Genomic DNA, 15,899 nt, shown 5'->3' with positions numbered 1-15,899 from the left:
GGGCGGAACCGCGGTTCCGCCCTTCTCTGTTTACATTACCGGATTCAACTTATGGCAAGGCTACCGGCAATTCCGGATACTCCTGCGTCAGCGCATACTTGGTGCCGCCCACGGTGACCGTGTAGTTGGCCGGTCCCGAGATCGGCAAACGGTAATTCAAGGTCAGCGCCACGGAGCCGCCCGGCGCCAGCGATTGCCAGGCGGGAATCGCGAAGCGGGCGCGGTTGTAGTTCTTCGTGAAGCCGCCGATATTGTTCGGCCCCGTATAGCCGGCATTGATCACCGTCAAACCGAAGCCTGACTGGTCGCTCATGTCCGATGGTGCCGAGACGGGATAGTCGAACTCCACCACGGTGCCGCCCGGCAAGGTCGACGCCGTATTGTTCTTCACCGTCATCACCGGGTTGATGGGGAAGTTGTTGTCGCCCAGCTTCCAGCCGCCCAAAGTGATGCTGACGTTGGCCGCCGTGCCCGGCATGGCGATTTCGGCGCGCTTGTTGCCATACACGCCAGCCGTGCGGAAGGCCTGGTACAGCACGTCCGTCAGGGTGGTGCCCATGAAATACTCGCCCTTGCCGCCGTTGCGCGTGGCATCCCAGGCATAGTCGCCCGCCATTTCCCAGATCATCACGCCGCCGATATTGTTGTTGACGATGTACTGGGCCTTGGCCGCGATCGACTGCGTGGTTTCCGTGGAAATGAACACTTTCTTGGTCGCATTCCACAGCCACGGCGCCACCATGGTGCTGCTGTAATGCGGCACATAGGTGCCCACCAGGGCCTTGTCCGTGACTTTATAGGCGTCCAGGTAGCTCGGCACGATACCGTTCTGCAAGTTCAACGCATGCCAGATCGGATTGCCGCCGCCTGGCGTGGGTTTACCCTGCGAGTCCAGGTCGTACCAGACGTTGTCGATGCCGGTGGCGCCCGTGCCGCACGTCTTGGTGCCGGCGCAGGTGACCGTGGAACTGATCAGTGGCGTCGTGCCCCACAAGCCATTCGTGCCACCCGTCACATCCTTCCAGCCCCGCGTGTAGAACGGCACGCCGATATTGATGCGCCCCGCCTGCATGGCACCGCGGTAGTAGCGGTAGGCCCAGTCCGTGTTCAGGTAGCCGATGTTCTGGAACTGGTAAGCGTTACCGGCACGCAATTCACCATCGTTGCCGTCGTCAAACAGCGCCGCGTTCGGCCCCACATACTGGTTCCACGCGCCGTGCAAGTCGTAGCTCATCAGGCTGGCGTAATCGAGATATTTCAATCCCGACATGTTTTCCTCCCCGCGCAAGACCCAGCCCGAGGCGGAGCCGGCGATGGTGAGCAGATAGTATTTATTGTCCTGCACGGCCGCCTCGTCGAGCTTCTGGCGCAGCACTTTCAGCAGCAGGTTGTAGCTCGTCATCAGGCCGGCCAGGCGCGGCTTCGAGACGGCGAAGTCGTTCGGATTGCCCGCTTCATTATTGGTGGTCGGATGTTCGTAATCGACATCGACGCCATCGAAGAAGTTGTACTGGCGCACGAAGGCCACCATGGAATCGGCCAGGGTGTTGATGCCGGCCGTGTTGATGCTGCCGTCCGCATTCGTCGTGGCCGTGTAGAAGCCGCCGCTGCCGGCCCAGCCACCCACGGAAATCATCAGTTTCACGCCCGGATACTTCTTCTTGTATTGCGACAGCAAGTTGAAGTGCCCCTTGTACGGCAAGGATGGGTCCATGGCGGCGGCTGGCACGTTCGGCCACGTGAGGCCCGTGTCCGGATTGGCCGCGCCGCTGCCGATGGCGATTTTCGAGGTTGCCGGATCGACGGAAGCGAACGCATAGTTCAGGTGGGTGATCTTGTCCCAAGGCAGATTGTTTACCAGATAGGTGGGGCTACCATCGACACCGGTGCGCCAACTGGCGAAGTAGCCGACGATGCGCCGGTTCAAGCCATTGCTCAGCACTTCGCGGCCATTCGCGTCATACACCTTGCAATACGGCACATTCGGCACAGCCGAGATCAAGCCGTCCGGGCGGCAAGGCGTGGGCGTTGGGGTCGGGGTCGGGGTCGGCGTCGGCGTTGGGTTGGTGTCGGGTTGGTGTCGGGGTTGGTGTCGGGGTTGGTGTCGGGGTTGGTGTCGGGGTTGGTGTCGGGGTTGGTGTCGGGGTTGGTGTCGGGGTCGGCGTCGGTGTTGGCGTTGGCGTTGGCGTCGGTGTCGGGGTTGGTGTCGGCGTATCCGTCACGGCCCATGGGCCCCACTGGTCGGCGGCGCTGGGGACATTGCCCTGCGTCCACCACTTGGCCTTGTAGGTGACGCCCTGGTAAATCACGCACTGGCCGCCCGTGTAGACGGTGGCGGCGTCCCAGACGGCGCACGCTTCGACGGCGGCGAGCAAGGTGTTCGGGGTGGCGGTCGTACCGTCTTGGCCACCGCCGCCGCAAGCGACGAGTACGCCGCTGAGCAGGGCCATCAATAATGCATTCGATTTCATGTTGTATTGGTCTCCGTTATGGTTGTACAGGTTGTACGTTGTGAGCTGTTGCAGGCCCCTGAAGGGGCTCTTGTCAACTGTTATCCCTGGCCGGCTATTCCTGCATTTACTGCTACTGCAACTTCACATTCCAGTTGGCTTCCACGCATTTCACGTAGTTCCCGGCCAGCAAGGCGCTGTACGGGGTTTGATAGCTGACCAACTGGCATTGGTTGTCGCCACCGGCGCTCCAGTTCTTTTCCCAATAGATGTTGTAGGAAGCGGAACTGGCCGGGGTGAAGCGTTGCATGTTGGCGCAAGACAATTGTTCGCCGGAATAATCCCAGCCCATGTCGGCGGCAAATTGCTTGTAGTAATCGATGCGGTTTTGCGCGGCCTGCTTTTCCGTGCCCTGCCCGCATTCGGCGTTGATGATCATGATGGTGGTGGCGAAGTTATTGCCCGCGCCAGCCGTCGTATCGGCCGCGTTCGGCACCCACGTGCCGTCGAGCACATGCAGCATCGACGGCTTCGGCGGTTGCGGATAGACAAAGAAGAACGTGGCCGAGGCCAGGTTCAGCCAGGTTGAGGCCACCAGGTCCGGGTTCTTCAGCAGCACGGACTGGTCGCCGTCATGCATGGCTTGCGAGAATGGGCCGTAATTGTAGTTGTACGACAGCTGCTTGGCGCCGCGGCCGAAATACTTCTTGAAGCTGCCATCGGCGTTCTTGCCGCAGGTCCAGACCTTGTTGAAGACGGGATCGGCGCACTCGACGTTGTAGCCGCAGCCGGCGCCCGTCTCGTCGCAGCCCAGCTCGCGCAAATACTTCAAGCCCTGGCGCCATTGCGGCAGCGGGCTGCTGGCGTTATGGTCGCCCGTTTCCTGTACGAAATGCGCGAACATGGTGGCCAGGCTGTGGCGGCAGATGGCGTCCGCATTGCGCCCGTCGCTGTAGTCGTCGCACACGGCGGGGAACTTGGCTACGGCTTGCAGGAAACGCTGATAGGTATAACTGGTGTCGCGCGCGGCAAAATAGTAATCCCACTTCGCCGCCGGCAGCAGGCGCTCGACCCGCTTGACGTTGAGCGGATTGCTGGCCAGGCCAGGCTGCACGGCCTCGACGGCCGTGTTGCCCAGGGTGCGGATCGACGCCTTGACCTTGCGGAAGAAATCGTTGTTCGTCAGCGCCGCCTCGTTGGCCTCGGCCTGGGCCTTGGTGGGGATGCCGGGCGTTGGCGTTGGCGTCGGTGTCGGTGTCGGTGTCGGCGTCGGGGTGGGTGTCGGGGTCGGGGTGGGCGTCGGGGTTGGAGTGCTGCTGTCGAGACTCCACGGTCCCCACTGGTCGTTGTTCGGCGCCGTGCCCTGCACCCACCATTTGGCGCGGTAGACCTTGCCGTCATACACGGCGCACTGGCCCGCCGTGTAGACGGCAGCGGCGCTCCAGGCCGCGCACTGATCGCTGGCGGCCGTGGCGGCCAGCAGGGTCGATGGGGGTTCGGTGGTGGAATTGCCGCCGCAAGCGAGCAGCGCGCTGCCCAGCAGGCCAGCCATCAAAGGCGAGGCCAGCCGGCTAATTTGCCGTGTCTTCACAATGTCTCCTGAACGTTATACGAAAACTATCGAAGTAGCTTTTTATGTTGTACGTAAAGAAAGCACAGCGAAGCGTCGGCTTTCTGCAGAGAGAATGCGACGCTCTAAATTGGTAGTCAAGTGGTTTTATATAACGGTGTTTTTTACAATACCAGTGCTGGCGATCGCTGCGGTGGCAAGCGATGTGGTGGCGAATGGGACAAGTAAAAAAAGGCCCGCTGCATGATGGCAGCGGGCAATACCGCGCTGGATGGGTGGCGGCAAGTGGTATTAAGGGTTGCGGCGCGTCCGGGACGAACTTATCTGTTCAGCACGTACTTCGCCAGGCTTGCCGCATCCGCTTCGCTCAGCTGGCTGAATGGCGGCATGGGTACGGGGCCCCATTTGCCCGCGCCGCCACTGCGGATGTTGGCCGCCACGGCAGCGACACCGTCCTTGCCCTTGTATCTGGCTGCCACGTCGGTAAAACCCGGGCCGACCACCTTCTGGTCGAGCGCGTGGCAAGCCATGCAGCCGTTTGCCGCCAGCAGGGTTTTGACATCCTTGCCGCTGGCGGCCGGGACAGCGGCTGCCACGGGTTTGGCGACGGCCGCGCCCGTTGCTGCCGCGCCCCGCTCCACGCCATAGGTTTTCACCAGGTAATCGACCATGGCCGGCATGTCCGCGTCGTCGAACTGCGCGCCAAACGGCTTCTTCATCTTCTTGACGGTGGCTTCCCAGTAGGCGCGCGGAGAGGCCGGCGGCTGGCTCGACGCATACTGGGCCGCGTGGCACGTCATGCAGTTGCGCTGCACCAGCTGGTAGCCGGGCAATTCGCTGGGTTTGTACGTCGCCGTTTCCGGCGGCAAGTGGATTTCCAGCGCGCACGCACCACCCGCCGCCGCCAGTGCCAGCGCGGCAATCAATATTTTCATTCGCATGTGAATCTCCTCAGACTGCCTGGATGCGCGTGGTTTCCACCACGTTGCGCATATAACCCATGGGATTCCACAGGGCTTTCATGGGCTGGCTCTGGCCGATGCGGTTGACGGCGCGCACCATCAGCACGTGCTTGCCCTTGCGCGGCGCCTTCATGAGCATGGTCCATACACGGAACGAGTAGCGTCCCAGGTCCTTGCCCAGCTTCGCTTCCTGCCACGTCTGGCCGCCGTCAAGCGACACGGTCACCTCGCTGATGCCCTGGCCGCCATCAAAAGCGATGCCGCGCAGGGCCAAGTCGCGCCCCGCCTTCACTTGCGCTCCATCCTGCACGCTGGTGATGAAAGAGCGCACGTTGAGGCGGCTGATCGGCGTCGTCTTGCCCACGGGTGCGCCCGGCTCGATGAAGCCGGAGCCGTTGTCGGGGATACGGTAGCCCGTGCTCATCCAGAAGCCATCGAATGGCTTGTCCAACACGGTGATGTCGCTCAAGTGCTTGACCCAGTAAGTGCCGTAATAGCCTGGCACGATCAGGCGCAGCGGATAGCCGTTGAGGAAAGGAATGTCTTCGCCATTCATGGCCCAGGCCAGCATGACGTCGCCCGCCATGATGTGCTCGACGGACAAGGCTTTTTGGAAGTCGGGACCATCGCCCACTGGCGGCGCTTCCAGGCCATTGAAGGCTACTTGCACGGCGCTGGCCGCGATACCGGCCTTTTCCAGCACGGTCTTCAGGGGGATGCCCGTCCAGCGGGCATTGCCCATGGCGCCATTGCCCAGCTGCCCGCCATTCGCGCGCGGGGCAAAGAAGCCGCGGCTGTTACCCGAGCATTGCGTCACGGCCACCACGTCGACCGGCTCGGCCAGCTGTTTCAGTTCCGCCAGCGACAGTTCCAAGGGAGTCTTCACCAGGCCGGCGATGCGCAGGCGGTAGCTGTCGCCATCGATGCTGGTAGGCAAGCCACTCCAGTGGTAGCGCACGAAAAACGCATCGTTGGGCGTGATCGCGCCTTCATTGAACACGCTGAACGGCGTTTCCAGCTGGGGAGGACGGCTGGTCAGCAGGATCAGCGGGCGCTTTTGCGGAAAGGCCACCAGTTCGCGCTCGCCATTTTCAAACGGCAAGGTGACGGACGCGCCGAGCGCCGGCCCCGCCACTGCGGCGGCGCCCAGGGTGGCCGTCGTACGCAGGAAGCGGCGCCGGCCTGCGGGCAACAAGGTCGTGTCAGACATGTTTGAGCTCCACTTTGGCTTCGTTGTCGCCGTTGCGGTCGTCGTTGACGAGCTTCTTGATGTAGTACATGACGCTCATGATGACCACGCTCAACAGGCCGAACCAGAACGACACGCGCTGCTCCGTATCGGACGACACGCTCATGGCACCGAGGATCACCAGCATGGCGATAATGGTGAAATACGTCAGGTAAGGGAACAGCCACATGCGCACCTTGATGCGTTCCGGACATTCGCGCTCCAGACGGCGGCGCAAACGCAATTGAGATATCGCAATGAGCAGGTACACGAACAGGATCAGGATGCCGTAGGAATTGACGATAAAGGGGAACACCAGGTCGGCCGATACATACGATACGGCAATGGCGAAATAGGCGAACAGGGTGCTGAACAAAATGGCGCGGATGGGCACGCCGTTCTTGCTCAGCTTGACCAGGCCCGTGGGCGCATCGCCGCGGCGCGTCAGTGCAAAGATCATGCGCGACGAAGCGTACAGGCTGGAATTCAAGGCCGACAGCACGGCCGTCAAAATGATGGCGTTCATGATGTGGGCCGCGTACGGGATGTTCATGACGGTCAGGGCGCTGACGAATGGCGTGGCGATGGCCGGCGAATCCCAGGGCACGATGCAGACGACGACAAACATGGACCCCACATAGAACATCAGCACGCGCGTGATGACGGAATTGGTGGCGCGGGCGATGGCCTTGGCCGGATCCGACGTTTCGGCGGCGGCGATGGTGACGATTTCGGCGCCCGAATAGAAGGCCGTGGCGGCGACGGCGCCACTGAGCACTGGTCCCCAGCCGTGGGGCATGAAGCCGCCGTTGCTGGTCAAGAAACCCAGGGTCGGGATGCTGTTGGGCAAGCTACCCGTGATGAACAGGGCGCCGACAAACAGGAAGACGATGATGGCGACGACCTTGATCGAGGCGAACCAGAATTCGAATTCGCCGAAGGCCTTGACCGAGAACAGGTTAAGGATGGTCATCGAGACGAGGAGCACCAGGCTGATAGCCCACGACGGTACGTCCGGCAGCCAGAAGTTGACCAGCTTGGCGCCGGCGATGGCTTCCAGGGCCACGACGACGACCCAGAAATACCAGTACATCCAGCCGCTCATGAAACCGAGGAATTTCGAGACCTTCGGCTTGTCGTCGAAGGCCAGGCGCGCATATTCGTAGAAGGAGCCGACCACGGGCAGGGACGAAGCCAGCTCGCCCAGCATGCGCATGATCAGGACGACGAGGCCGCCCGTGAGCAGGAAGGAAAGGATGGCGGCCGGGCCGGCGGCCTTGGCAATGACGCCGCTGCCGACAAAGAGGCCGGCGCCGATCACGCCGCCGATGGCGATCATGCTCATGTGGCGTTGCTTGAGCGAGTGCTGCAAGCCGGTACTGTTATGCGATTCGCTAATCATGTTTTGTCTCCTGAAAATCTCTGAAGCTCGGTGCGCCCTGCCTGCTGCGGCTTGTTCACGCCGCGCGGCTTTGTTTTATTTAGGCAACACCGTCAAGCAGCATCGATACATCGTGTGAATCAGTCTGGTTGGCCGCATTCCATAAGTCAATCTGGAAATGCAGCGGCCCGGCGCGGCGTCCAAGGGGCAAGCGCGCTGGAGAGTAAGTACGGGGTATTGCTGAGTTATTGCTGCTTAAAAAATGGGAGCGGCGGCAACACTTGTGGCGTGCGCGCCACTCCCAAGAACGTCTTACACCTTGCCCTTCCATGGCACGAGGGTACGTTCGAGGTAACGCATCATCAAATCAAACAGGAAAGCAAAGAAGCCGATCACGATAATGCCCATGATCACCACATCGCTGGCCAGGAACTCGGAGGCGCTCAGCACCATGTAGCCAAGACCGCGCGTGGCCGCCACCATCTCGCCAGCAACCAGGGTGGTCCAGCCCACGCCGATGCCGATCCGCATGCCGGTGAGGATTTCCGGAATCGCGGCCCGCAGGATCACGTGCACGATGACCTGGAAACGCGTGGCGCCCATCGAGTACGCCGCGTGGATTTGCTCCAGTGACACGGAGCTGACGCCGGCGCGGGCCGCGATCGCCATCGGCGCGAAGATGGCCAGGAAGATCAGGTAGACCTTCGAAAACTCGCCGATGCCGAACCAGATGATGACCAGTGGCAAGTAAGCGAGCGGCGGCAACGGACGGTAGAACTCGATCAAGGGATCGAAGATGCCGCGCGCCACGCGGTTCACGCCCATCATCACGCCGATGGGAATGGCGAACAGGCAAGCCAGGCCAAAGGCGCCAAACACGCGCACCAGACTGGCGACGGTGTGTTCCCACAGGGTGGCGCCGCCGAAACCCGTGGTGGCCGCCATGATGAATTTTTCATACACGGCTTGCGGCGACGGCAGGAACAGCGGCTTGACCATGCCGCTGGCCGTCACGCCAAACCACAGCAGCAGTACGGCGATGACGGTGACGGTGGCGATGCGGCTGGAATTGCCCTGCCCCGGCGCGCCGAACGCTTCGCCGGGCATGGCGCAGCGGGGAGCGAACAGGCGCGAGAAAAAGCCGGCGCGCTTGGCGGTGGTGGGAGGAAATCCCACGACGGATGGGCTATGCATGGGACACCTCCAGCTCTTTATTGACGGCGCGTTCGTCGCCATAAATGATGTTGAGCACCGTTTCGCGCATCTTGATGAAGTCCGGGCTCGATTTCACGGCGCGCGCATCGCGGCATTCGAGGAAGCGCTTGTTGAAATCGAGTTCATACGTGTGCGTGATGCGGCCCGGACGGGGCGACATGACGATCAGCCGGTTCGCCAGGAACAGCGCCTCGTCAACACTGTGGGTAATGAAGAAGAACATGGTGCTGGACTTGGCCCAGATATCGAGCAGCAATTCCTGGATGGTTTCACGCGTCAGCGCATCGAGCGCCGCCATCGGTTCATCCATCAGCAGCATGGCGGGATTGCTGGTCAGGGCGCGGGCGATGCCCACCCTTTGCTGCATGCCGCCCGACAACTGATAAATCATATTGTCATGAAAGTCCTTCAAGCCGACCAGCGCCAGGTTCTTGGCCGCCTGTTCGCGCCGCACGGCCTTAGCCACGCCTTGCAGCTTGAGGCCGAATTCCACGTTTTCCATCACGTTCAGCCATGGCAGCAAGGCATGTTTCTGGAACACGACGCCACGGTCGGCACCCGGCCCTTCCACTTTATTGTCGCCGAGCATGATCTCGCCCTTGGAGGGGGCGATGAAGCCTGCCATCAGGCTCAGCAAGGTAGTCTTGCCGCAGCCCGAGGCGCCCAGCGCGACGACGAAGTCGCCGCTATTGATGGTCAGGTTGATATTATTTAAGGCATGCACGCGTTCACCGGCCGTCTTGCCCGGATAAATCACGCTGACATCCTTGACGTAGAGATTTTCCATCGTGTGCCCCGCAAAGGTGTAGTCACTTCAGTTCAACGCATTCTGTTCAGTCAGCGCGCCCGCAGGCGCGCCATTGCACAACGTTTACTTCAGCAGGCCCGCGGCCTGTGCATACTTGGGTGTCACATATTTGGCGTAATCGCTTGCCAGGGTGTCGATCTTGCCTTCGCCCTTCAGGAATTGCGCCGTGGCCAGCAAGGCTTGCGCCACGCCGCCCTTCGCGCCGCCGCCGAGCCAGGCCGGCGAGGCCTGTTCCTGCAGCGATGGATAGGCGTACAGGGCCACGGAAGCGGCCACGTCCTTGGCGGCCGCGCCCGAATGCTTGACGTTGGCTTTCACTTGCGGGGAATCGATGGTCCACGCCTTGGGATTGGCGCGGTAGTCGGCATCGGCGGCGGCCATCACCTTGACGAACTTGGCCATGAAGTCCGCGTTCGCTTCGCCCCAGGCGCGCTCGACGGCCATGCCGTCAAACGTGGCCTTGCCCTTCTTGCTCAGTTCGCCAGAGGTGACGAGCACCTTGCCGTTTTGCTTGAGCTTGCTCAATGCCGGATCCCACACGAAGGCGGCATCGATATCGCCCCGTTCCCAGGCCGCGGCGATCTGGTTCGGCTGCATGTTCAGCAATTTCACTTCCGTGGGCTTGATGCCCCACGTTTCCAACGCGAACATGGTGTGGAAGTGTGTGGTGGAAACGAAAGGCACGGCGATCTTCTTGCCGCGCAAGTCGGTCGGCTTGGTGATGCCGGCGCCATTGCGGGCCACCATCGCTTCGGCTTCATTGATGTCGTCGATGATCCAGAACAGCTGCAGATCGACGCCGCGGCTGACGGCCGCCGTCAGGGGACTGGAACCGATGACGCCGATCTGCACGTCGCCGGAAGCCATGCCGGTGGCCACCTTGGCGCCCGAATCGAACTTGCGCCAGTTGATTTTATAGCCGGTGGTTTTCTCCACTTCGCCGCTGGCGATGGCCACCAGGAAGGGACCGTTGATTTCCTGGTAGGCAATCGTCACTTCCTTGCTTTGCGCGAAGACGGTGCCGCTGGAGGCAAGGGTAACGCCCAGTACCAGGGTGCCGAGGACGGCGCGGCGCATCGTTGAAAATACCGTGTTTTTGCTCGTATTTGTGTTCATGTCTCACTCCAAGTTATTGTTATGTGTGAACGTGCGGGCAATCTCATCCCTTGCGGGAGGCGCCGCTGGTCGATCTATGTCAACGCATGCGGCGGCTTAGTACGGCTACTGCTATTTAAAACACTTCATCCTTCAAGTGATACCAGCGGTACAGGAAGCGCTGGCCCAGGCGGCGGAACGGGGCGAACGCTTGCGACTCGACCAGTTCCATCATGTTGGGATACGGCAGTTTGGAATTGAAGATCGGCAAGCCCGTGTCGCTGGCCTTGCCGGCGATACGCTCGGCCATGCGCCGGCCCGCCTGCGCCGAGTACATGACGCCGTTGCCGCCGTAGCCGAGCGAATAGAAGATCGATTGCTTCGGGTCCGGTTGCACGATGCGCGGCATCATGTCGTGGCTGACGTCGACCCAGCCCCACCACGAATAATCGATGGCGATCCCGGTCAGCGCGGGGAACTTGCGGTGCAGATCGTTGATCAAAAACTGTTTGTACTTGTCGTCCGGCGCGTCGGCGCCCGTGATGGCGCTGCGGCTGCCGATCTGCACGCGGTTGTCCGGCATCAGGCGGTAGTAGTGGCGCAGGATGCGCGTATCCGTGATCACCTGGTGGGTGCGGAAGTTGCAGGCCTCGATTTCCGCCGGAGTCAGCGGACGCGTGACAAGCGAGTTCGACAAAATCGGCAGCAAGCGGTTCTTCACTTGCGGATGCAGATGCGGCGAGGTGTAGCCGCCCGTGGCCACGGCGACGGATCGGGCACGCACCACGCCGCCTGGCGTTTGCAGATAATGCACGCCGTTGCGCGTTTCCCAGCCCATCACGGGGCTGGACGGATGCACCTTGGCGCCCAGCGCGCGCGCCTTGCGCAGGTAGCCGAACGCCAGCTTGCCGGCATGGATGCCGATGCCTTCCGGCTCGTGCAGCGCGCCGGCCGCTTCCTTGTCATCGACGAATTCGCGCTTGACGGTGTCGGCGTCGAGGATGCGGGCGTCGTACTTGAAGATCTCGCGCATGACCTTGGCTTCTTTTTCCAGCGCGGGCATGGCTTTCGCTTTGTGGGCGATGTACAGGTGGCCGCCCGGCTGCGGGTCGCAATCGATGTCGGCCGTGATCTTCTTGAACGTTTCCATCGCATCGCACACTTCCGCGTGCAGTTTCAGGGCCGTGTCCAGCCCATAGCGATCTATCCACTGCGAGCGTTTCAGGCGGCCCGTCGTGCATTGCGCCTGGCCGCCGTTGCGCGTGCTGCAGCCCCAGCTGACCCGGTTCGCTTCCAGCACGGTGGCCTTGATGCCGTGTTCCTGGGCCAAAAAGATGGCGCAGGACAAGCCCGTGAAGCCGGAACCGATGATGGCCACGTCGACGTCGATGTCATGCGTGATGGGACCGTCGTCGGCGGGCGGCTCGCCGGCCGTGCCGATCCAGTAGGTGGGCGCGTAGGCATTGCCGTGGCCGGGGCGCTGGGCCACCAGCGGATCGAAGGCGGGATCGTAGGGCGTGCGGGCGGCGGTGCTGTTGTTGCCCATTACGCCAGGCGGGGTGTCGACAGGTTTGTTCATGGTCATTCCTGGTGAACGTGCTGGCTCAGACTGTGACGACGGGTGGGCGATCCTTGCGGAAAGCATTCTTGACGGCGATCTTGCCATCGCGGAAGGTGAAGATATCGACCATGCGCGCTTCGATGCGCGTGCCGTCCGCCTTGGTGCCGGCAAAGGTCGACTCCGTCACGCCCCGTTCGCCGCTGACGAAATGCACGGGGTTGAGCCAGGCGGCGTCGGGGAAGGTTTGCCAGGCCAGCTCGAAGCCGGCGCGCACGGCGTCGCGGCCGATGAAGCTCTTGCCCAGAAGCTCTGGACCGGCGACGGCGTGGAATTCGCAGTCGTCGGCCATGGCGGCCATCAGGGCCTCGATATCGTGGCGGTTCCAGGCATCGCCGAATGCTTGCAGGAAGTCCGTGGTGACGGCGTCAGTGTGCGGTACAGGGTGGTTCATGGTTGTCTCCGTAAATCGTTTTTGATACGATACGTTCCGTTTTTTGTCTTTTATTGAATTTAAGCCTTAAGCATGGCCTTGTCAAATCAAATAATTCAAAAAACGGGACGCCTTGTATTCTTTAATGAAATTATGATGCTTTCGTGACAATCTGTGAGAATTTGGTCACAGCGCTGTGTCGGATTACGCCGGGCTTGCGCCCGGCTAATCCGACCTACGCCAGCACCACGCGTCAATTGCGTAGGTTGCGTAGGTTGGATTAGCCCGCCAGGGCGTAATCCAACAACACCATCACATCAAACATAGTCTTTGTACTTGTCCAGGTGACGGATCGGTTTGCTCAGCGCATCGCGGCGGAATGGGTCGCCCAGCTCGCGCGTGCACATGATTTCGATGATGGTCGTCTTGCCTTCATTCATCTGCATGTCGATCGCCTTTTTCAAGGCCGGGCCCACGTCTTCCAGCTTGTCGACCGTGATGCCTTCGGCGCCCATGGCGCGCGCGATTTCCGCGAAGCTCTGGTTGTCGAGCTCGCCTGCGACGAAGCGGCGGTTGTAGAAATCGACCTGGTTTTTCTTTTCCGCGCCCCACTGGCGGTTGTGGAACACCACGGCCGTGACGGGAATGTTGTGGCGCACGCAAGTCATCGTTTCCATCAGGCTCATGCCCCAGGCGCCGTCGCCCGCATACGACACGGCCGGACGGTGCGGTGCGGCCACTTTCGCGCCGATGATGGTCGGGAAGGCATAGCCGCAGTTGCCAAAGCTCATCGCCGCAAAGAAGCTGCGCGGCTTTTCAAAGCGCAAGTAACTATTGGCCACCGAGTTGATGTTGCCGATGTCGGTCGACACCATCACGTCTTCCGGCATGGCCTTTTCCAGCTCGCGCAAGACCTGGCGCGGGTGCAGATAGTTGCCCGGCTCTTTCTTTTGCTCTTCGATCATGTCCAGGCTGTACGCATCCTTCTCGTGCGTCCAGTTGGTCAGCTCATCTTCCCACGCGGCCTTTTCCGCTTGCACGGTGGCGTAGCGCTCGTCGCGCGTCGCGTCGCAATCGAGGGTCTTGCCGTCCAGGCGCGCCAGGATGGCTTTCGCGGCCGCCTTGGCGTCGCCGCAGATGCCGACCGAAATCTTTTTCACCAGCCCCAGCATCTTGTTGTCCGCGTCGATCTGGATGATCTTGGCGTTTTTCGGCCAGTAATCCATGCCGTGCTGCGGCAAGGTGCCGAACGGGCCCAGGCGCGAACCGAGGGCCACGACGACGTCGGCCTTGGCGATCAGTTTCATGGCCGCCTTGGAACCCTGGTAGCCGAGCGGGCCGCACCACAGCGGATGGCTGGCAGGGAAGGAGTCGTTATGCAGGTAGCTGTTGACGACGGGTGCGCCCAGGCGTTCGGCCAGGGCCTTGCACTCTTCGATCGCTTCGCCCATGACGACGCCGCCGCCCGAGATGATCACAGGGAACTTGGCTTTGGCCAGCAATTCCGCCGCATCGTTCAGGCTTTGTTCGCCGCCGGCGCCGCGATCCAGGCGGTTCGGTTTCGGGATTTCCGCCTTGATTTCACCATAGAAATAGTCGCGCGGGATGTTCAATTGCGTCGGCCCCATTTCCGACATGGCGCGGTCAAAGCAGCGGCCCGTGAATTCCGCCATGCGGGCCGGATTGGTCACGTGGCCCTGGTATTTCGTGAATTCCTCGAACATCGGCAACTGGTTCGCTTCCTGGAAGCCGCCCAGGCCCATGCTCATGGTGCCCGTCTCCGGCGTGATGATCACGACCGGGGTATGCGCCCAGTAGGCGGCGGCGATGGCGGTCACGCAATTGCTGATGCCGGGGCCGTTCTGGCCGATGACGACGCCATGGCGGCCCGAGACGCGGGCGTAACCGTCGGCCATGTGGCCGGCGCCCTGCTCATGCACGACGGGAATCAAACGGATGCCGGCCGGGGCAAAGATATCCATCGGGTCCATGAAGGCCGAGCCCATGATGCCGAACATGTCGGTCACGCCATTGGCGGCCAGGGTTTCCACGAACGCTTCGGAAGGCGTCATCTTTTGCGGTCCGGTGGGGATGGCCGCTGCGGCGGCGGCTTTTTGCTCGGTCATGTCATTCATGGGTGTCTCCTGGTCTGTGGTGATTGAAGCTGTTGAAATTATCAACTCATTTATTAAAAATCGGTATATTTTGTTCCGAAATTTGATATACAATTCAATTTAAGCGTTCAGCAATCAAAAGTCAAACAGATTTTCAAGGAAACGGTACAATTTGAGTTCGAAAATGAAATAAGCTGAAGTAACACTCATAGCTACCCAACCGAGGCCACCATGGACATGATTTCATCCCCAAAACTTGAGCCGGAAAAACTGGAAGGCGACACGCCCACGATGCGTTTGTTTGCCTTGCTGGAAGTGATTGCCGAAAAAGACCAGTTGCTGTCGCTGCAAGCGCTGGTGGAAGAAACGGGGCTGCCCAAGCCCACCCTGCACCGCATGCTGCAACAGCTGGAAAGCGTGGGCGTGCTGCAGCGCGAAAGCGATGGCCGCCACTACAGCACGGGCGTGCGCCTGCGCCGCCTCGCATCGAACCTGCTGATTAACAACACTTTCCATGGCGCCCGCCGCATGGTCTTGCGCCAACTGGTCGAGGAAGTGGGCGAAAGCTGCAACCTGACGGCCTTCAGCGGCAGCGAAGTGGTGTACCTGGACCGCGTGGAAACGGCGGCCCCACTGCGCTTCTACCTGCATCCCGGTTCGCGCGTGCCGGCCCACTGCTCGTCCAGCGGCAAGCTGTTCCTGGCGCAAATGACGCCCGTGCAACGGCGCCGCCTGCTGGGCCACATGGAATTGACGCGCTTTACGGACAAGACGGAAACGGACCCCGTCAAGCTGGAACGCGAACTGGAATTGGTGCGCCGCAACGGCTATGCGCTGGACGACGAGGAATTCCTGCCCGGCCTGCTGTGCGTGGCCGTGCTGGTGCCGAACCCGAACGGCCGCTCGAACCTGGCCGTGGCCATCCAGGCGCCCATCATCCGTTTAACGCACGACAAGGCTTTACATTTCTTGCCAGCATTGCAACGCGCCGCGCAAGCCCTGGCCGCCATCGAATCGGAAACCATGCCGACGACGGGCGGGGACGACGACGCATTGCAAGCCGGTCACTCATAACCGCCGTAGCG

Annotated in this window: 13 protein-coding genes and 1 pseudogene; 1 reads left to right on the top strand and 13 read right to left on the bottom strand. The window is 61.4% G+C overall.

Features of this window, described 5'->3' with window-relative positions; translation table 11 throughout:
- Positions 1-49: 49 nt before the first annotated feature.
- From JAB1_RS03335 to xsc, 13 genes and pseudogenes are all read right to left on the bottom strand, one after another.
- Complete coding sequence (locus JAB1_RS03335) at positions 50-2,002, bottom strand: glycosyl hydrolase family 18 protein (protein WP_254671950.1); 1,953 nt, start codon at positions 2,000-2,002, stop codon at positions 50-52.
- Positions 1,999-2,229, bottom strand: coding sequence for a hypothetical protein (locus JAB1_RS30180; RefSeq protein WP_254671965.1), 231 nt, complete (start codon positions 2,227-2,229; stop codon positions 1,999-2,001). The genes JAB1_RS03335 and JAB1_RS30180 overlap by 4 nt, the downstream gene beginning before the upstream one ends.
- A gap of 53 nt (positions 2,230-2,282) precedes the next feature.
- Positions 2,283-2,450: pseudogene (locus tag JAB1_RS30490) on the bottom strand (carbohydrate-binding protein); the annotation flags it as partial.
- A 133-nt stretch (positions 2,451-2,583) separates the two neighbouring features.
- Entirely contained in the window at positions 2,584-4,041 is a 1,458-nt protein-coding gene (locus tag JAB1_RS30485; protein WP_225317244.1) for a glycoside hydrolase family 19 protein, read from the bottom strand.
- A 299-nt stretch (positions 4,042-4,340) separates the two neighbouring features.
- Positions 4,341-4,961, bottom strand: coding sequence for a c-type cytochrome (locus JAB1_RS03325; RefSeq protein ID WP_070278769.1), 621 nt, complete (start codon positions 4,959-4,961; stop codon positions 4,341-4,343).
- Between the two features lie 10 nt (positions 4,962-4,971).
- A complete protein-coding gene (locus JAB1_RS03320; RefSeq protein WP_070278767.1) occupies positions 4,972-6,192 on the bottom strand; it encodes a molybdopterin-dependent oxidoreductase in 1,221 nt (406 codons plus the stop codon).
- Complete coding sequence (locus tag JAB1_RS03315) at positions 6,185-7,612, bottom strand: amino acid permease (RefSeq protein ID WP_070254562.1); 1,428 nt, start codon at positions 7,610-7,612, stop codon at positions 6,185-6,187. Before JAB1_RS03315 ends, JAB1_RS03320 begins: the two co-directional genes overlap by 8 nt.
- Before the next feature lie 291 nt (positions 7,613-7,903).
- Positions 7,904-8,698, bottom strand: a complete 795-nt coding sequence (locus tag JAB1_RS03310; protein ID WP_051959683.1) for an ABC transporter permease subunit — start codon at positions 8,696-8,698, stop codon at positions 7,904-7,906.
- Positions 8,699-8,777: 79 nt separating this feature from the next.
- The gene (locus JAB1_RS03305) at positions 8,778-9,593 is read right to left on the bottom strand and encodes a taurine ABC transporter ATP-binding protein (protein WP_034788398.1); all 816 of its coding nucleotides are present in this window, start codon (positions 9,591-9,593) and stop codon (positions 8,778-8,780) included.
- A gap of 84 nt (positions 9,594-9,677) precedes the next feature.
- Entirely contained in the window at positions 9,678-10,730 is a 1,053-nt protein-coding gene (gene tauA, locus JAB1_RS03300; protein WP_070278758.1) for a taurine ABC transporter substrate-binding protein, read from the bottom strand.
- Positions 10,731-10,845: 115 nt separating this feature from the next.
- Positions 10,846-12,255, bottom strand: coding sequence for an FAD-dependent oxidoreductase (locus JAB1_RS03295; RefSeq protein ID WP_034788412.1), 1,410 nt, complete (start codon positions 12,253-12,255; stop codon positions 10,846-10,848).
- A gap of 58 nt (positions 12,256-12,313) precedes the next feature.
- Positions 12,314-12,721 (bottom strand): nuclear transport factor 2 family protein, encoded by a 408-nt coding sequence (locus tag JAB1_RS03290; protein WP_034788413.1) that lies wholly within the window; start codon positions 12,719-12,721, stop codon positions 12,314-12,316.
- 296 nt (positions 12,722-13,017) lie between these two features.
- The gene (xsc, locus tag JAB1_RS03285; RefSeq protein ID WP_070278856.1) at positions 13,018-14,826 is read right to left on the bottom strand and encodes a sulfoacetaldehyde acetyltransferase; all 1,809 of its coding nucleotides are present in this window, start codon (positions 14,824-14,826) and stop codon (positions 13,018-13,020) included.
- A gap of 219 nt (positions 14,827-15,045) precedes the next feature.
- Here xsc and JAB1_RS03280 point away from each other — a divergent pair, with 219 nt between their 5' ends.
- Positions 15,046-15,888 carry an IclR family transcriptional regulator gene (locus JAB1_RS03280; protein ID WP_034787999.1) on the top strand — a complete coding sequence of 281 codons (843 nt, stop codon included), beginning with the start codon at positions 15,046-15,048 and terminating at the stop codon, positions 15,886-15,888.
- Positions 15,889-15,899 lie beyond the last annotated feature (11 nt).

Origin of the sequence: Janthinobacterium sp. MP5059B (genome assembly GCF_001758645.1) — a bacterium.
GTDB lineage: Bacteria > Pseudomonadota > Gammaproteobacteria > Burkholderiales > Burkholderiaceae_D > Janthinobacterium > Janthinobacterium lividum.
This window is presented reverse-complemented; position numbering and strand designations above follow the sequence as displayed.